We start from the raw sequence: 16,876 nt of genomic DNA, 5'->3' as shown, positions 1-16,876 counted from the left end.
TCCAGCTGCTGGCCGTATAGCGTCAGGAGAAAGCGCAGAAAATGAGCAGAGAAAAAGCGCCGATACGAAATGGAGAGGATTCCATGTTCCCGACAGAAGCAAGAAAAAATTCAGTAGATGAGATCTTAGATGTCATCCCCAACCAAGCTGATCTCATCATTCCGATAGCCAACGGTGAGCCGGATGCGATCCTCAGCGCACTGGATCAGCAGGCAAACCGCTATACCGATGTACATATTCATCAAATGCTCCCGTTGCGTGAACGCCGTTATATTGAAGGCGCTTACCTGGGACATATCCGCTATGTTTCTTACTTTTTGAGCGGTGCGTCACGGAAAGCTTTTTTGGAAGGCAAATGCGATCTTGTCCCCAACCATTTTCATGAGATGCCGCGTATTTTGGCGGACAATACCCGTCAGCCCATAGTGGTGGCCGTCGCGTCACCGATGGACAGTCACGGCTACTTTTCCCTCGGGACACAGGCAGACTATGCCTCTCCGTTCATCGGCAAAGTGCCGTTCATCCTCGAAGTCAATCAACAGATGCCGCGTACCAGCGGGGACAACCAGATCCATATCAGCCAAGTCGCTGCCTATATCGAGACCGATTATCCGCTGCATGAGCTAAAATCCCCACCAATTTCAGATACTGACCGTCAGATCGCCACACTGGTCGCCGAGCGGATCGGTGACGGCAGTACACTTCAAGTCGGGATCGGCGGTGTACCTAATGCGATTCTGAGTCTTTTGTCCAATCACAAGGATCTGGGCGTGCATACTGAGATGCTGACCGAGGGGATCGTCGACCTGGCAGAAAAGGGTGCGATCACGGGTTTGAAAAAGAACCTGCATACGGGCAAGATCGTCGCTACGTTTGCCTATGGGACGAAGCGGTTGTACGACTTTATTCATGAGAACCGGAGTGTCGAGTTCTATCGTGTTGACCATATCAACGACCCGCGCGTGATCGGGCAGGAAGACAACATCGTCTCGATCAACTCGACGACAGAGGTGGACTTCTTCGGCCAATGTGCCTCGGAGACGGTGGCGGGCAGATACTACAGCTCGACAGGCGGACAGTCTGACTTTGCCCGTGGTGCGAGATTTGCGAAGAACGGCAAAGGCTTCATCTGCCTCACCTCCACAGCCAAAGACGGTGCAATCTCCCGCATCCGGCCACAGCTGACGCATGGATCGGCCGTGACCACCTCCAAGAACGACGTCGATCATGTCGTAACCGAATATGGTGTCGCCGAATTAAGCGGAAAATCGATCTCGCGTCGGATTGAAGCCTTGATCGGCATCGCCCACCCGAAATTCCGGGAAGAACTGCGGGCAGAAGCAGAGCGGCTCGGGCTTGTGGACAAGCGTGTCTTTTCTTTGTAAGGGATGCCGAAAAGAATCCTGAAACCTTTGGATACCGCCGCCGTATACATCTTAAGAGTAACATCACACGAGATATCGGGGGGCTATACACATGGGATTCTTTGACGGATTGATGGGAAATGCATCTGAGGTTAATATTGCCGAGGTAGAAAAAGAATTCGGTAATTTGCTTGCTTCCACGGAGCGTATTGAGAAAGCTTACAAATTGATCCGCGATATGTTCATCTTCACCAATAAACGTCTCATCTTGGTCGATAAGCAGGGTCTGACCGGGAAAAAGCAAGAGTATCATTCCATCCCGTACAAAAGCATCACGCACTTCAGCATAGAGACAGCAGGCAGTTTCGATCTGGATGCAGAGTTAAAAATTCATATCTCCGGCGGCGGAATGCTGGAGAAGCAGTTTAATAAGAACCTGAATATTTACGAAGTGCAGGCTGTATTGGCCGAATACGTGTTGAAATAGAGAATAAGGGGTTGCGTAGACTCCGGCTTTGAGCGTGAGAATCATCTGTTTTCCAGTCGCCTTTCCCCCCTCATACGAGGGGGCCGGTCTTCTTACAAACAGATAATTCTCACGCTCTTTCCTTTTGTCCAGCTGCCCTTTTAAAAGAGGGAAAGATATAAAAAGATATATAAGAAAGCCCCGGAAGCCATGTTAAAATAGGGATAGAATGCTCTCATCTCATCCGGACAAGGGGAAATGGAACATGTCACAAGCCAAAACCAACGCGATGCGTATCCTCGATGCCAAAAAGATCGCGTACAACGTATATACTTATGAAAATCAAGACGGCAAGATCGACGGTGTCTCTGTCGCGGAGAAAATCGGCAAAGACCCGGTCACCGTCTACAAAACACTGGTCGCAGAAGGTGGAAGCAAGAATATCTACGTCTTCGTCATCCCGGTGGAAGCCGAGCTGGACTTGAAAAAGGCAGCGAAGGCAGTGGGCGAGAAAAAGGTGGAGATGCTTCCGGTCAAGGACATCCAGAAATGGACGGGCTATATCCGAGGGGGATGCTCGCCGGTAGGGATGAAGAAGGCGTATCCAACTTTGATCGACCAGAGCGCAGCCAAGCTTGCGGAGGCAGGGCAGATTATCGTCAGCGGCGGGAAGATCGGGATGCAGATTGAGCTTAGTGTCGACGACCTCTGTAGTGTGACCGGGGCGAATCTGCAGGATATCGTGAAATCTTGACATTCCGAAAGCACGAGGAAATGCCTACTATGCACACATGCAGTTTTCTGTTTACATAGCAGTAGCCAGTCGGAGCAGAGATACCCCACGTATCTCCTGCTCTTTTTTCATGCCCGAACGTATGGTGTTCGCATATTAGGGGAACAACTTGAATAAAGAATCATTAGGAAGAGATTAACAACCAAGGAAAAAGAGGTGAGGAACATGATTCCAACTAATGATATCTTCCACTACCAAGAGGTTCCCTATGGGCATCACCATGCGCTTCTGACCGGGAATGGTCTTTCCATCTCCTTTCACCGGAAGTTCCGCTATCTCTCTTTGTTTGATGAGGCCAAAGAATTTTTGACAGACGATATCATACGACTGTTCGATATGTTTGAAACATATAACTTTGAGAGCGTATTGGAAGAAATCAATACGTCTATCCATATCAACCGGCAATACGGGATCGAGACAGGCATCCTGGAGCAGAAATACCATCAGGTACAACAGGCCCTGCTCCAAGTCGTACACAAGGTTCACCCTGAGAAGACCCAGATCAATACACATGGACAATTGAGCCGATTATGTGATCGGTTCCAGCAATTCGGGGCCGTCTTCACCACCTCGTATGATCTGATTCCGTATTGGGCGATCATGGGGTCATGCAGGCTGTTTACGGATCACTTTTTGGACGGTCATTTTCAGCCGTTCGAGGGTCCGGGAACGAGACGGATTCCGCTCTACTTTTTGCATGGGGCGCTTCATCTCTACATGGAAGGGCATCAGATCAAAAAGGTACGGGCAGAAGGTCGGCCGCTGCGCAGCACGCTGGGGGATCTCTACCGCAGAAAAAGCATCATCCCGTTGTTCGTCTCAGAAGGCAAAAGCAATCAGAAGCTGAGTACGATCCTGTCCAATGATTACCTGAGCTTTACGTATCAGCGGCTCAAGGAGATGGCGGGCGGGATTACGATCTTCGGGCTGTCTCTGCACAATGACGACCATATCGCGGCCGCAATTAATGATGCGAAGCAGATCGAGTCGGTTGCGTTCGGCATCTATACCCACCAACGGAGCGTGGATGAGATACAGGCCGAGATGTTTCGGATCAAGACGACGTTGCGTAATAAAAGGGTGATCTTCTTCGACTCGGCAAGCTTTCAGGCGGGGGAGGGGTATGTGCCTGTGACGGTGTGAGACGATAGCAGTATAGGGCATGGCATTAGTACGAATTGAATAACCACTCTTATCCAGAGAGGCGGAGGGACTGGCCCGATGATGCCCAGCAACCATTGACGAGACGTAAGATCCGTTAGAAGGTGCTAATTCCAGCAGGACATCTTTTTATGATGTTCCTGACAGATAAGATGAAGCTGATCGTACGAGCGAAACTTCTTCTTATCGAAGAAGTTTTTTTATTTGTCCATTTTTATTTACCAAATAGGTGTAGTTTCCGCTAAAAAGTGAGGCAGAGGGGAGATAGACAAAGATGAGATACGGATTTTGGCTGCCGATTTTCGGTGGATGGCTGCGGAATGTAGAGGATGAGAACATGCCGCCGACTTTTGACTATGCCAAGCAGGTGATACAGGCCGTGGAAAAGTGGGGGTATGATACGAGAGCGAGAGCAGCCTGGTCGGTAAATAAATAAGCCAGTCTCAAACACGAAGACCAACAGATGACCACACCTTATGTAGCTCGTCCGTTGGTCTTTTTTGATCTTCAGAAAAATTTGCAAGCGATCAACCATTTTCTGTTAAAATGTGTCCAACTTCCCTTGAACATGCCATCTGCCTTTTTATACACTTGCAGGAGGAGTTGCTACAATTATTGGAAAGCTTTTCTCATGAAAGTGAGGTGTCAACCGTTGCAAATAGAGAAATCCATGATGGAAACCTCGAAAGGGAAACTGCAATATCATATCAGTAGAAACGGCAAACCCCATATCGTGTTGATTAACGGTGGTTCAGGTCCCATGGAAGGGTGGATGAGAATACTTCCAGATATATCGAAGTCATCTTCTGTCTTTGCCTATAACCGTTTTGGTGTGACGGGCAGTGATAAGCCGAAAGAATCTCAGGATGGGATGACGATTGTAGAAACGTTGCGGGAGGCGTTATCCATAGCAGGATTTGAACCCCCCTATTTGCTGGTTGGACATTCACTAGGAGGTCTGTATGCCAATTTATATGCCCGGCTCTACCCTGACGAAACAGCAGGAGTCATCTTTTTGGAAGCCAGCCATCCCCAAGATCTCACGCTTGATCAATATCAAGGCCCGATCATCAAAGGGTTGAACAAGCTTCTCTCCATGTTTGACTCCTTGTCTCCCCATAAACGATTTGACGAAGTTCATTTTGTAAAAAGGACGGCGGATACCATACATCAATATAATCATTTTCCGCAAGTACCCGTGTACGTCATTACGGGTGGTAAAGAAAATCGGATGATGCCAGAGGAGGCCCGCAGAAAAAGGCGGGAAAATCAGTTGGAATTCCTTTTGTTGTCACAAAATAGCAGACACGTGGTTGCGGAAAAAAGCGGGCATTTTCCGCAGTTAACCGAGCCGCAAGTTGTTGTTGATACGATTCTGGACTGTGTAGAGCAGCTAAAGAAGACGATTAAAAATGAATAGGTATAAAGGGTAAAGCAAAGCGTTCCTGGTTTTTCAGGGGCGCTTTTTTCGTCAGATGAATACTAGTGACTAACGGATCTGGCGCTTTGAGTAGATTAACCGTAAAAGACTGTCTGGATGAGCGAATGAAGGAGCAAGGATATCAAGTAGTTAACCGATGAGGAATGTTTTTTGAGAGTCTCATTCAGTTTCAATAATAAGTCGTATCAAATACCTGTAGATAGCGGTGAGAGTTTACATGTAGCGATACAAGACGGTGTGCAGCAGATTGAGATAAATCTGCAAGGGGCTAGTTTAACTGTATTCTCCATCTTCACTCTCCTTAGTATATTGGAACAGGTAGGAGGAACTCTCAAATATGATGAAATCGGTACGATCGTAGTTAATCCACCAGAACTATTCACCTATCATAACCCTCTCCAGACATACGAATGGACGAACCTGAGTATCATTACTGTGAGTCACTTTCAAATACTCATTACATAAAGCATCCACCAAATATCCAAATTTTTTTAAATCCCTACTTTACTTATCGGAATTAATGGAATTATAATGGTACCTATAAGGCCGATCAGTCACACCTGAAGGCCCGATCCTACCAAGGAGGTTATTTCAATGGAGCAACATGTGAACATATATAGCAACGATATAGAACTGGCTGCGACATGGCATCTTCCGGTACATCGGCCTGAAGGAGATGGGAAATTCCCTGTGATTGTGATCTGCCACGGTTTCGTCGGGAACCGAATCGGTGTCAACCGGCTGTTTGTGAAGGCGGCACGGTATTTTGCTTCCCAAGGGATTGCGGTGCTTCGGTTTGATTATGAAGGCTGCGGCGAGAGCGACGGGGAGTACGGTACATACGGGATGGAACGCTTTTTGGAGCAGACCCGTCATGTGATTGATTACGTCTGGACGCATCCGAAGATCGACCAAGAGCGCTTTTTTCTGTTGGGACACAGTCTTGGCGGAGCGATTGCTGCGCTGACGGCTGCTCGGGATGAGCGGATCAACAAGCTGTTGATGTGGGCCGCAGTCGGGCATCCACACCGGGACTTGGTGCGGATCGTCGGGGAAGAAGAGGTAGAGAAGCTCGAGACTCAGAAGGCCATCGACCATCTGGGATATGAGCTGCAGGCGGAGTTCTTCGATTCACTGATCGATTATCATCCGTTAAAAGAGGTGCAGGCTTACGCGGGCGATGTGTTCTTGGCACATGGTACGGATGATGAAGCGATCCCGGTGGATACATGCTTTTTGTACCAGCATGCGTTTCGCTTAGGCAGCAGCCACAGTTTTGAGAAGCAAGTCCTGTTTGGGGCTGACCACACCTTTTCATCTGTTCATGCCTCCAAGCAACTGTTCGAAGCCACACTGGGATGGGTGCAGAAATACACGCCCCCCCTTGAGTGGCTGCGTAACGAGGCAATATAGGCGCGTTCCCTGCCGCGATTGGGTAGCATCCCATCTACTCCTGTCATATCAATAAGACAGAAGAACCGGGGTATATGTCATCGTCACAGATACCCAACCGGTTGGGCCACACACGAAGGTAAGTCAAAATTGGCTTACGCGTCTGCGCAAATCTCGACTAATCTGCTCAAGAATGAAAAACGGGGGGACGACAATGAAGGTTTCAAGTAAAGGGGAATACGCACTCAGAGCGTTGCTAGTGCTTGGTCAACATGACGGTCAAGTGCTATCCATCAGCGATATTGCAGATAAGACCCTCGTCACCGTCCGTTATCTGGAGCAGATTTTGTTGCAACTCAAGAAATTAGGCTATGTATCCAGCAAACGAGGTGCACAAGGCGGCTACCGGCTCAAGCTGGCGCCACAGGAGATCAATATTGGAGAAGTGATACGCCGTCTGGAAGGACCGCTGTCACCGATGAGCTGTGCCAGTGTGACTGCCTATGAACCATGCCAGCTGGAAGCAGGCTGTATGCTCAAGCCGCTCTGGACTTTGGTGCGTGATACCATCGCACATGTGTTGGAACAGACCACGCTTGATGATCTATTAAGTGGGAAACTGAATGTTTTGGATGGAGGGAACCTGATTGTCTACAAAAAATAATCTCAATGATCAATGGATGGAACGAATTCTCCGTTCGCTCGAGGGACTGGAATACGGCTCACTCAATATCACCGTGCACGATTCCCAGATCACCCAGATTGAACGGGTGGAAAAATACCGTTATCCTCTAGAGAAAAGCAACACGGTGAAAGGACGAAACTATGCCTCACCTCAAGAAAAATGAAGATTGCCGATCGGACCACCGAAGGCTCCTCTGATTTTGCCCCGCTAAGACACATGTCGGGCAGAGTCACAGGAGTCTTTTTTGTCGGCTGAGGAAGAAGATAGAGAAGCATTCAAAGAAAAGGGAGAGAAAATAGATGAAATTCCAAGCAGCAAAAGTATTCAAGGGCCTGTCCATGGCACTCTTATCAACAAGCATGCTGGTCAGTCTCGCAGGCTGCGGCTCCTCCTCAGCCGAACAGACCAGCGCACCTCAAAATGGCACGGCGGCCGCACCAAAAACCGTCGAGCTGCTGAACGTCTCCTACGACCCGACGCGTGAATTGTACCAAGATTTCAACAACAGCTTCGCCACCTACTGGAAAGGTAAAACTGGTCAGGAAGTCAAGGTGAAGCAATCCCATGGCGGCTCAGGCAAACAATCCCGCTCTGTCATCGACGGCCTCGAAGCCGATATCGTGACACTGGCACTGGCCTACGACATCGACGCGATCGCAGGCAAAGACCTGATCACGAAGGACTGGCAAAAGAGCCTCCCAGACAACAGCTCCCCATACACCTCGACCATCGTGTTCCTCGTCCACAAGGGAAATCCCAAAGGCATCAAAAACTGGGATGACCTCGTAAAACCGGGCATCTCCGTCATCACTCCGAACCCAAAAACCTCTGGTGGTGCGAGATGGAACTACCTGGCTGCCTGGGGCTATGCCTTGAAACAACATAACGGCGACCAGGCCAAAGCCAAAGAATTCGTCACCCAGCTCTTAAAAAATGTTCCGGTACTCGACTCCGGTGCGCGTGGAGCGACGACCACTTTTGTCGAGCGCGGTATCGGGGATGTCCTGCTCGCTTGGGAAAATGAAGCCTTCCTCGCTGTCAACGAGCTGGGCAAAGACAAATTCGAGATCGTCGTTCCATCTGTCAGCATTCTTGCCGAGCCGCCTGTCGCTGTCGTAGATAAAGTGGCAGACAAACACGGCACACGCGAAGTAGCCAAAGCCTACCTCGAATACCTCTACACCGATGAAGGTCAGGAAATCGCGGCCAAGCACTATTTCCGCCCGCGCTCACCAAAGGTAGTGGAGAAGTACGCCAACCAGTTCCCGCAAGTCGAGCTGTTCACCATCGATGAAGTATTTGGCGGCTGGCAAAAGGCGCAAAAAGAACATTTTGCTGACGGCGGTGTATTCGACCAGATCTACAAACCGCAATAACCAAGCATAAGCCGATAACTTCAATCCTAAAAGGAAGAAGGAGTGTACGTAATGGGCAACCGTCTCAGACAGCGCAGTGTTCTGCCCGGTTTCGGCCTCTCAATGGGGTATACGCTGCTGTATCTTAGCTTTATCGTGTTGATCCCGCTGTCCCTCTTGTTCATCAAATCAGCGTCATTGAGTTGGTCAGCATTCTGGCAGACCGTCACGGATGCGCGGGTGCTGGCTTCCTATCAATTGACCTTTACGGCTTCCATCACAGCCGCATCGGTGAATGCGGTGTTCGGTTTGTTGGTCGCATGGGTGTTGGTACGGTACGACTTTCCGGGTAAACGGGTCGTGGATGGGCTGGTGGATCTGCCGTTTGCCCTGCCGACTGCTGTGGCCGGGATCGCCCTGACCGCGGTCTATGCGCCCAACGGCTGGATTGGACAGTATCTGGAGCCGCTCGGGATCAAGGTGGCATTTACCCCATTGGGGATTATGATTGCACTGACATTTATCGGCTTGCCTTTTGTGGTGCGAACGATTCAGCCGGTGCTGCAAGACCTCGATAAGCAATACGAAGAAGCGGCGGCCACACTTGGGGCGTCTCGCTGGCAGACTTTTGTACGGGTGATCCTCCCGCCGATCGTTCCGGCGATGTTTACCGGTTTTGCCCTTGCCTTTGCCAGAGCCTTGGGCGAGTATGGGTCGGTCGTGTTCATCGCGGGCAACATGCCGATGAAGACGGAGATCACACCGCTTCTGATCATCACCAAGCTGGAGCAGTACGATTACGCAGGTGCGACGGCGATTGCGGCGGTGGTGCTGGTGGCTTCCTTTTTCATGCTGCTTGTCATTAATCTGTTGCAGTACAAAACAAGCCGACGACATATGCCGGGTTGAGAGGAGAGAACATCATGCCTGATCTTCATGTGGTACCATCCCAAGCAACATCTCCCCGTGCCATCGTCGGACAGACGGAAGCACCCTGGATACGCTGGCTGCTCATCACGGTTGCACTTGGCTTTCTCGGTTTGGTTCTGATCGTGCCTCTCGCGGCTGTCTTTACCGAGGCCTTCGCAAAAGGCTGGGAGCTCTATCTGGCCGCACTGGTCGAAGAGGAAGCGTGGTCGGCGATCAAGCTGACACTGTTGATCGCATCCATCACCGTTCCGCTGAATCTGATCTTCGGGGTAGCGGCGGCCTGGGCGATCGCGAAGTTCCAGTTTGCCGGGAAAAACCTGCTGGTTACTTTGATCGACCTGCCTTTTGCAGTGTCACCAGTCATCTCCGGTCTGATCTTCGTGCTCTTGTTCGGTGCGCAGGGGGTGTTTGCCCCGGTACTTGAAGCTTATGATATCCAGATCGTCTACGCCTGGCCGGGGATTCTGCTTGCTACGCTGTTCGTCACATTTCCGTTCGTGGCACGCGAGCTGATCCCGGTGATGCAGGCGCAAGGCACAGAAGAGGAAGAGGCTGCGATCTCGCTTGGAGCCAGCGGTTGGCAGACCTTTTGGCGGGTGACTCTGCCCAATATCAAGTGGGGATTGCTCTATGGAGTTATTTTATGCAACGCACGGGCAATGGGGGAATTCGGAGCGGTCTCTGTCGTCTCCGGGCATATTCGCGGGGAGACCAATACGATCCCGCTGCATGTTGAGATTTTGTATAACGAATACAATTTCGTCGCTGCTTTTGCCGTGGCTTCACTCTTGGCTGTGCTGGCCCTGTTCACCTTGGTTATCAAAAGTATCGTAGAGTGGAAGTCCGGGGAGCACCGGGGTTAGTTCGGAATGATCATAGTAGGAGGAGACGACAGATGAGTATAGAGGTACGTCAGGTCACCAAGACGTTTGCATCGTTTCAAGCACTGAAAGGGATCGATCTTAATATTCCGACCGGGGAGCTGGTCGCTCTCTTAGGGCCGTCGGGTTCGGGCAAAACTACGCTGCTGCGCCTGATCGCCGGACTGGAGGGCACGGACAGCGGACAGATTCTGTTCAAAGGCACAGATGCCACCTACAAGAGCGTCGGAGAGCGAAAAGTAGGCTTTGTGTTCCAGCATTATGCGCTGTTTCGTCATATGACGATTTTTGATAATATCGCGTTCGGCCTGCAGGTACGTCCACGCAAGGAGCGTCCATCCAAGGCAGACATCCGCGACCGTGTGCATGAGTTGCTTAGGCTGGTACAGCTCGAGGGGCTGGCTGAGCGATATCCTTCTCAGCTGTCAGGGGGACAACGGCAACGGGTCGCTCTGGCCCGCGCACTTGCCGTCGAGCCTGAGGTGCTGCTTCTCGATGAACCGTTCGGAGCCTTGGATGCCAAGGTACGTCAGGAGCTTCGCCGCTGGCTTCGGGAGCTGCACGAGAAGCTGAATATCACGACCGTCTTCGTCACCCATGACCAGGAGGAAGCCTTGGAGATGGCAGACCGGGTTGTCGTCATGAACGAGGGGAGAATCGAGCAGGTAGGTACACCTGAGCAGATCTACCATATGCCGGCCAATCCGTTTGTCTACAGCTTCCTCGGACGCGTCAACCAATTCCAGGGCCGTGTCCACCAAGGCAAGCTTCAGGTCGGGGAAAAGCAGCTGGAGCTCCCGTCTGATATCGACTTGGAGCAGGTGCAGGCTGTCGGCTATGTCCGCCCGCATGAGATCGATGTGAGCAGCACCTACAGTGAGCAGACCCCGACCGCTTCTGTCATCCGTCATATTCACGCCGTCGGGCCGACCATCCGTCTGGAGCTGGTCCGGCTCGATAATGGAGACTTTTTCGAAGCAGAATTGACGCTCGAACGCTATCGCCAGCTGGGCATCCATGTGGGGGAGACTCTATATGTAAATCTGCAGAATGTGAAGGTGTTCCTGAATGAAACGGAGCCACTTCCGGCACTGCAAGAACTGCCGTTCATGACGACAAGGTCAGTGTGGGCTGATTTTTGAATGTAAGGTACAATCGTAAGACTAAGCTGGAATAGGTAGTCATTGACAGACTGCTTATTTCAGCTTTTTTTATTTTTCAGGGAGGGGGATCGGAATGAGAGAGACAAATCAACAGGGCCAGCTTAGGTTCATCCTCGATTGCTGCAAAGCTTGATCGTCTTCATACTCTATCCCGGTAAGACGCAGGCGGATAACGCACTTCAACCCACCTGAAAATCAATAACAAAAAGACACCGGAAAAATTCCAGTGTCTTTCGTTGTGAATGTGCTAACTCTGCAAAGCAAAGTGCAGTAAAAAGAGCAATGCGATCACATACAGCGGACGGGAGACGTCACGGGATTTGCCCAGAACCACTTTGAGAAGCGGATAGGCGATGAACCCGAACGCGATTCCATCTGCAATGCTGTACGTAAATGGGATCATGACAATCACCAAAAAAGCGGGGAAACCTTCGGACAAGTCGCCGAAGTCGATGTTTTTGACATTGGAGAGCATCAGCGTCCCGATGATCATCAACACCGGAGCAATCGCACTGCCCGGAACCAGCTTGATGATCGGAAGCACCAGCACAGCCACCAGAAACAGTACGCCTGACGTCACCGCTGTAAGCCCGGTACGTCCACCTGCCGCAATCCCAGCCGCACTCTCGACGGTCGACACAGTTGGACTGGTGCCAAACAGGCCGCACGAGATAGCAGAGAGCGCATTGGATTGCAGGGAACGGCGGAATTTGTCCGGAGTATTCGTCATGCTCAGATGACCATGCACGAGACCGATGTTTTCAAACACCAGCACCATGGTCAGTGAGAAGACGGCCACCCAGAACGTCAGCGTCCCGATCTTGGCAAATGACATCGCACCGATCACCTGGCTGTAATCACCAAGCGAGATGCCGGATGTCCCGATCCCGGAGATATCCACTGTACCTGTCAGCACCGCCAATCCTGTACCCAGCACGATGCTGATCAGGAAGTTGGCCGGTACATTACGCATAAACAAAAACACAGTGATAAACAGTGTCCCAAGCGTCGTCAGTACGTATGGATCGCCCATGTGACCAAGGGCTATCAGGGAGTGCTCGCCTCGGATGACCAGACCGCCTTTTTCCAGACCGATCAGGGTCAAAAACAGACCAAGTCCCACGGTAATCGCGTCCTTGAGCGATGCAGGAATCGCGACAGTGAGCGTCTCAGACAACCGTGTGACCGCGACGACCGTAAACAAGATCCCCGACACAAACACGACAGCCAGCGCTTCCTGCCAGCTAAGCCCCATCGACTGAACGAGCGTGTAGGTGAACATCGCATTGATCCCCATACCGGGAACCAGCATGATCGGCGCGTTCCCCCACAAGCCCATCAACACGCAGCCCGCAAACGAACTGATGATCGTGGCCAGCATCGCTGCTTCCAATGGAATACCCGCTTCGGAAAGAATCGACGAATTGACGGCGATGATATACACAATTGTGATAAATCCAATCGTTCCGGCCAGCAGTTCTTGCTTGACCGACGTCTTGTGCGCCTCTAATCCGAACCGTTGAAATATCCAGTTACGCAACATACATGATATACCTCTTATTGTGAACCCTCAACCCACCCCGAACAAGGACAGCACTAAGCCATCCATGCACCACAATGGGTATCATTATACATCTGATCAGGGGGAGGCGACAACGGGTCAGGATTTGTCAGGGAAGGTACTTTCCTGAGCATTTTCTTGTAAGAGGGTCTAGGAAAAGCGATTAAGACAGGAGATAATAGGATAAAGGAGGGGAAAATAGCGATGATTCAACAAATAAGAGAAGTACGAAGCATACTCCTGCAAACGATTGCAGCGCTTACCGATGAACAGCTGAATCACCACCCGGCAACGGATAAGTGGAGCATCGGCCAAGTCTTGTACCACCTGACCATGACCGATCAATGGGCGGGGTCTGCGATTGCACTTTCATTGGCTCAAGAGACGACCCCACAACCGAAGGCACGGCCAGTCGAGATGGTACTGAACCGCTCGATCAAAATCGAAGCACCAGACGCATTCACTCCGCCAGACCGTTCTTATACCAAGAGTGAGCTGATCCACCTGCTGGAGCAGACCCGCCACGAATTGGAGCAAGTGATCAGTCCGGTCACAGAATCGGCTGTCTTACAGGAAAAGTCCTTGCCGCATCCGATCCTTGGCCCCATCAGTCTCAAACAGGCACTTGACCTGTTGCTCATGCACGAACAGCGCCATACTGAGCAGATCCGTGAAATGATCTAAGATGTACACGAAAAAATGTACAAGTTTTGAAATAATATAGGAATATACTGATAAGTGAATATAAAACTGGTATGGTATGGGTATAAGCTAAATGACTCGTTTCTCTAGGAAGGATGAGAATTCTATGTATCATATCGTTCTTATACCCATCGATGGTTCTGAACATGCTGACAAAGCACTCCGTTACGCACTGCCACTGGCAAAAGCGCTGCAGGGTGAAGTGATTCTGCTCAATGTACAGCCAAGCTTCCATACACCAAATGTAAAGCGCTTTTTTAATGAGGACTCCATCCATGAATACCAGGAGCAACTAGCCCAAGAAGCGATGGAGAAGGCAGTGGCGATTGTCAACGAAGCAGGCGTGACGTATCGCACCAAGCTCCGGATTGGCGTACCCAAAACAGAAATCTGTGCGGAAGCAAAAGAAGCAGAAGCGACCTGCATCGTGATGGGCTCCCGCGGTTTGAGTCCTGTCAGCGGCAGTCTCCTTGGCAGCGTCAGCTACGGCGTTCTTCACGAGTCACCATGTCCAGTCACTGTTGTGCCATAGCTTATTCAGTATGACCTGACAGGAGTGAAACAGATGGAGATTACATCGGTGCCTATGATTCTAGAAGCGATCAGTCAAGCGCTCCCGGATCGGGTATCCATCGCAGTTGCCGATGATTCTAAATTCATCTACTATCAGCCCAGTCCCAACATTGACCTGAAGATCAAGCCAGGGGACATTATTAAGGAAGGAAGCTCCACGTACAAAGCACTGCGGGTCAAGGAGCAAGTGACCCAGTTCGTTACGGAAGACGTATACGGGGTTCCTTACTACGGGGTAGCGATTCCCCTGATCAACCGGGGAATCACCGAAGGCTGTATTACCGCCATTTTCCCACAGATGATGAGCCAAGAGGCCATGAAGCTGCCGAAGCATCATTTTCTCATCGGCAAGTCAGAAGACCGGTGGATTCCAGTCCCTTATGAGGAGATTCTCTTTATCCAATCCAATGCAGGGAAAACCATGCTCTTCACTGGGAAAGAGAACTATGTGAACAAGTATGGCATGGGTGAACTGGAACAGATTCTTCCGCGTGATCAATTCATCCGCTGTCATCGTTCTTATTTTGTGAATGTCCATGGAATTCGGGAGATTCATCCTCATTTTCACTCAACATTTATGCTGGTAATGAACGATAAAAACAAGACTCGCATACCAGTAAGCCAAAGCTATGCAAGCTATTTCCGGCAGATGCTTGGATTTTAATTTTGAATTTATTGCGAATTTTACTGCTTTTGCATCGAAAAATTCTGGTTTGCCCCAAAAGAACTGCGATCCCTGCCGACCCCGTGCTACTCTGTGACAAAAGAGTGAAAAGTATACGGATAGGTGGGGTTCTTTTTATGAATGGTAAGCGCTTACGTGATGGTAGATTGCAAGACAAGATTGTCACAGCACAAGAAGCAGCCAGCTGGATTCATGATGGAATGACCATCGGACTCAGCGGTTTTACCCGCGCCGGTGATGCCAAGGTCGTGCCGATCGCATTGACCGAACACGCCAAGCAGTCCAATCAGCCTTTCAAAGTAAATGTCTATACAGGTGCATCGCTCGGTTCAGACGTTGATACGGTGATGGCAGAGGCGGGAATCATCCATAAACGACTGCCGTTTCAAGCTGATCCGCTCATGCGCCAAAAGATCAACAAGGGTGAGCTTCTCTTCGTTGACCAGCATCTTTCCCATACAGCAGAGTGGATTCGTACCGATGTATTGGACCCGATTGATTACGCCATCGTGGAAGCGGTTGCAGTTACAGAGGACGGCATGATCATTCCAGCCACTTCTGTAGGTAACTCCAATATCTTCGTGGAACGCGCCAAGCATGTCATCATCGAACTCAACATGGCCCAGCCAGAGACACTGGAAGGGGTACATGATATCTATACACCAGGAATGCAGGGCGAGCGTGAACCGATTCCTCTGACACAGGTAGACCAACGGATGGGGACTCTGGGCATTCCAGTCGACCCGGACAAGGTCAGAGGCATCGTCATCACCAATCAGCTCGACTCTCCGTCCACGATCACCAAGCCGGATGAAGAGACCGCGCAGATTGCCACTCACCTCATCGGGTTCTTGCGTCAGGAAGTCAAGCAAGGCCGCCTCACCGAGAAGCTCGCTCCGCTGCAATCTGGGATCGGTTCTGTAGCCAATGCGGTATTCAACGGCTTCATGGACTCCGAGTTTACCGATCTGGAGGTCTACTCCGAAGTATTGCAGGACTCCGTATTCGACCTGATCGACGCAGGCAAGATCAAATACGCTTCAGGCTGCTCCCTGACCCTCTCCAAAGAAAAAATGGCTGAGGTACTGGGCAACTTCGAGAACTACCGCGACAAAATCATGCTCCGTCCGCAAGAAATCACCAATCATCCAGAGCTGATTCGCCGTCTCGGTCTGATCTCGATCAATACCGCGATTGAAGCCGATATCTACGGCAACGTCAACTCGACCAATGTCCTTGGTACCCGCATGATGAACGGGATCGGTGGCTCAGGCGACTTCGCCCGCAATGCCCGTCTCGCGATCTTCGTCACCAAGTCGATTGCCAAAGGCGGGGACATCTCCAGTATCGTCCCATTCGCTTCCCATATCGACCATACGGAGCATGACGTCGACATCATCGTGACCGAACAGGGGCTTGCTGACCTGCGCGGCCTCGCACCTAGAGAACGTGCACCGAAGATTATCGAGAACTGTGCGCACCCGATGTACCGCGAGCAGCTGCTCGAATACTATCAGGAAGCACTCTCCCGTGGAGGTCATACCCCGCATGTGTTGGAAAAAGCATTTTCCTGGCATACCCGCTATGCGGCAGAAGGTACAATGCAAGTGAAAGCCAGCGTGACGAAATAGAACGAGCTATGTATAGAATGAACCGCCATCTGATTCGAACCAGATGGCGGTTTTTTTGATGGGAATAGGAACTCTCCACGCGTGCGTTGGATG

At 50.7% G+C, this 16,876-nt stretch carries 17 protein-coding genes, 1 pseudogene and 1 riboswitch; of the genes and pseudogenes, 17 read left to right on the top strand and 1 reads right to left on the bottom strand.

Translation table 11 applies throughout. The annotated features are described in order from the left end of the window. The first annotated feature begins 41 nt into the window (after window positions 1-41). The 13 genes and pseudogenes from FGI41_RS21865 (at window position 42) to FGI41_RS21805 (ending at window position 11,610) form a co-directional block, all read left to right on the top strand. Entirely contained in the window at window positions 42-1,385 is a 1,344-nt protein-coding gene (locus tag FGI41_RS21865) for an acetyl-CoA hydrolase/transferase family protein (RefSeq protein WP_255298592.1), read from the top strand. A 91-nt stretch (window positions 1,386-1,476) separates the two neighbouring features. Next, window positions 1,477-1,851, top strand: coding sequence for a PH domain-containing protein (locus tag FGI41_RS21860; RefSeq protein ID WP_139492430.1), 375 nt, complete (start codon window positions 1,477-1,479; stop codon window positions 1,849-1,851). A 244-nt stretch (window positions 1,852-2,095) separates the two neighbouring features. After that, window positions 2,096-2,584: a Cys-tRNA(Pro) deacylase gene (ybaK, locus tag FGI41_RS21855; RefSeq protein ID WP_139492429.1), complete on the top strand. Its 489-nt coding sequence runs from the start codon at window positions 2,096-2,098 to the stop codon at window positions 2,582-2,584. A 204-nt stretch (window positions 2,585-2,788) separates the two neighbouring features. Further along, on the top strand, window positions 2,789-3,766 hold the full coding sequence (locus tag FGI41_RS21850) for a DUF4917 family protein (RefSeq protein WP_139492428.1): 978 nt from the start codon (window positions 2,789-2,791) through the stop codon (window positions 3,764-3,766). A gap of 46 nt (window positions 3,767-3,812) precedes the next feature. Next, window positions 3,813-3,938: riboswitch (SAM riboswitch) on the top strand. Between the two features lie 120 nt (window positions 3,939-4,058). Beyond that, window positions 4,059-4,214: pseudogene (locus tag FGI41_RS21845) on the top strand (LLM class flavin-dependent oxidoreductase); the annotation flags it as partial. A gap of 222 nt (window positions 4,215-4,436) precedes the next feature. Then, window positions 4,437-5,204 carry an alpha/beta fold hydrolase gene (locus FGI41_RS21840; protein ID WP_139492427.1) on the top strand — a complete coding sequence of 256 codons (768 nt, stop codon included), beginning with the start codon at window positions 4,437-4,439 and terminating at the stop codon, window positions 5,202-5,204. A 615-nt stretch (window positions 5,205-5,819) separates the two neighbouring features. Continuing rightward, entirely contained in the window at window positions 5,820-6,638 is an 819-nt protein-coding gene (locus FGI41_RS21835) for an alpha/beta hydrolase (RefSeq protein ID WP_139492426.1), read from the top strand. 193 nt (window positions 6,639-6,831) lie between these two features. Beyond that, the gene (locus FGI41_RS21830; RefSeq protein ID WP_139492425.1) at window positions 6,832-7,281 is read left to right on the top strand and encodes an RrF2 family transcriptional regulator; all 450 of its coding nucleotides are present in this window, start codon (window positions 6,832-6,834) and stop codon (window positions 7,279-7,281) included. 16 nt (window positions 7,282-7,297) lie between these two features. Beyond that, window positions 7,298-7,465, top strand: coding sequence for a YezD family protein (locus tag FGI41_RS21825; RefSeq protein WP_139492520.1), 168 nt, complete (start codon window positions 7,298-7,300; stop codon window positions 7,463-7,465). Between the two features lie 136 nt (window positions 7,466-7,601). Beyond that, window positions 7,602-8,678, top strand: coding sequence for a sulfate ABC transporter substrate-binding protein (locus tag FGI41_RS21820; RefSeq protein ID WP_255298591.1), 1,077 nt, complete (start codon window positions 7,602-7,604; stop codon window positions 8,676-8,678). Between the two features lie 51 nt (window positions 8,679-8,729). Beyond that, window positions 8,730-9,566, top strand: a complete 837-nt coding sequence (cysT, locus tag FGI41_RS21815; protein WP_139492424.1) for a sulfate ABC transporter permease subunit CysT — start codon at window positions 8,730-8,732, stop codon at window positions 9,564-9,566. Window positions 9,567-9,580: 14 nt separating this feature from the next. Beyond that, window positions 9,581-10,450, top strand: a complete 870-nt coding sequence (gene cysW, locus FGI41_RS21810) for a sulfate ABC transporter permease subunit CysW (protein ID WP_139492423.1) — start codon at window positions 9,581-9,583, stop codon at window positions 10,448-10,450. A 32-nt stretch (window positions 10,451-10,482) separates the two neighbouring features. After that, the gene (locus FGI41_RS21805; RefSeq protein ID WP_139492422.1) at window positions 10,483-11,610 is read left to right on the top strand and encodes a sulfate/molybdate ABC transporter ATP-binding protein; all 1,128 of its coding nucleotides are present in this window, start codon (window positions 10,483-10,485) and stop codon (window positions 11,608-11,610) included. A 268-nt stretch (window positions 11,611-11,878) separates the two neighbouring features. On the opposite strand, the gene FGI41_RS21800 is transcribed toward FGI41_RS21805, so the two are convergent. Beyond that, complete coding sequence (locus FGI41_RS21800; RefSeq protein ID WP_139492518.1) at window positions 11,879-13,171, bottom strand: NCS2 family permease; 1,293 nt, start codon at window positions 13,169-13,171, stop codon at window positions 11,879-11,881. A 225-nt stretch (window positions 13,172-13,396) separates the two neighbouring features. On the opposite strand from FGI41_RS21800, the gene FGI41_RS21795 reads away from it, so the two are divergent. From FGI41_RS21795 to scpC, 4 genes are all read left to right on the top strand, one after another. Further along, window positions 13,397-13,876, top strand: coding sequence for a DinB family protein (locus FGI41_RS21795; RefSeq protein ID WP_139492421.1), 480 nt, complete (start codon window positions 13,397-13,399; stop codon window positions 13,874-13,876). 124 nt (window positions 13,877-14,000) lie between these two features. Beyond that, on the top strand, window positions 14,001-14,426 hold the full coding sequence (locus tag FGI41_RS21790; protein ID WP_139492420.1) for a universal stress protein: 426 nt from the start codon (window positions 14,001-14,003) through the stop codon (window positions 14,424-14,426). 33 nt (window positions 14,427-14,459) lie between these two features. Next, window positions 14,460-15,131 (top strand): LytTR family DNA-binding domain-containing protein, encoded by a 672-nt coding sequence (locus FGI41_RS21785; protein WP_139492419.1) that lies wholly within the window; start codon window positions 14,460-14,462, stop codon window positions 15,129-15,131. A gap of 137 nt (window positions 15,132-15,268) precedes the next feature. Then, window positions 15,269-16,783 carry a succinyl-CoA:acetate CoA-transferase ScpC gene (gene scpC, locus FGI41_RS21780; RefSeq protein WP_139492418.1) on the top strand — a complete coding sequence of 505 codons (1,515 nt, stop codon included), beginning with the start codon at window positions 15,269-15,271 and terminating at the stop codon, window positions 16,781-16,783. The last annotated feature ends 93 nt before the right edge of the window (window positions 16,784-16,876 follow it).

The sequence above is a fragment of the Brevibacillus dissolubilis genome, from assembly GCF_006170445.1.
GTDB lineage: Bacteria > Bacillota > Bacilli > Brevibacillales > Brevibacillaceae > Brevibacillus_B > Brevibacillus_B dissolubilis.
Note: the sequence above shows the minus strand (reverse complement) of the source record. Positions and strands in the feature narration are given on the sequence as shown.

Coding starts and splice junctions, on each gene's coding strand:
- FGI41_RS21865 (WP_255298592.1), top strand. CDS start 42: ATGAGCAGAGAAAAAGCGCCGATACGAAATGGAGAGGATTCCATGTTC.
- FGI41_RS21835 (WP_139492426.1), top strand. CDS start 5,820: ATGGAGCAACATGTGAACATATATAGCAACGATATAGAACTGGCTGCG.
- FGI41_RS21785 (WP_139492419.1), top strand. CDS start 14,460: ATGGAGATTACATCGGTGCCTATGATTCTAGAAGCGATCAGTCAAGCG.
- FGI41_RS21825 (WP_139492520.1), top strand. CDS start 7,298: ATGGAACGAATTCTCCGTTCGCTCGAGGGACTGGAATACGGCTCACTC.
- FGI41_RS21850 (WP_139492428.1), top strand. CDS start 2,789: ATGATTCCAACTAATGATATCTTCCACTACCAAGAGGTTCCCTATGGG.
- cysT (WP_139492424.1), top strand. CDS start 8,730: ATGGGCAACCGTCTCAGACAGCGCAGTGTTCTGCCCGGTTTCGGCCTC.
- cysW (WP_139492423.1), top strand. CDS start 9,581: ATGCCTGATCTTCATGTGGTACCATCCCAAGCAACATCTCCCCGTGCC.
- ybaK (WP_139492429.1), top strand. CDS start 2,096: ATGTCACAAGCCAAAACCAACGCGATGCGTATCCTCGATGCCAAAAAG.
- FGI41_RS21820 (WP_255298591.1), top strand. CDS start 7,602: ATGAAATTCCAAGCAGCAAAAGTATTCAAGGGCCTGTCCATGGCACTC.
- FGI41_RS21795 (WP_139492421.1), top strand. CDS start 13,397: ATGATTCAACAAATAAGAGAAGTACGAAGCATACTCCTGCAAACGATT.
- FGI41_RS21860 (WP_139492430.1), top strand. CDS start 1,477: ATGGGATTCTTTGACGGATTGATGGGAAATGCATCTGAGGTTAATATT.
- FGI41_RS21805 (WP_139492422.1), top strand. CDS start 10,483: ATGAGTATAGAGGTACGTCAGGTCACCAAGACGTTTGCATCGTTTCAA.
- FGI41_RS21790 (WP_139492420.1), top strand. CDS start 14,001: ATGTATCATATCGTTCTTATACCCATCGATGGTTCTGAACATGCTGAC.
- scpC (WP_139492418.1), top strand. CDS start 15,269: ATGAATGGTAAGCGCTTACGTGATGGTAGATTGCAAGACAAGATTGTC.
- FGI41_RS21830 (WP_139492425.1), top strand. CDS start 6,832: ATGAAGGTTTCAAGTAAAGGGGAATACGCACTCAGAGCGTTGCTAGTG.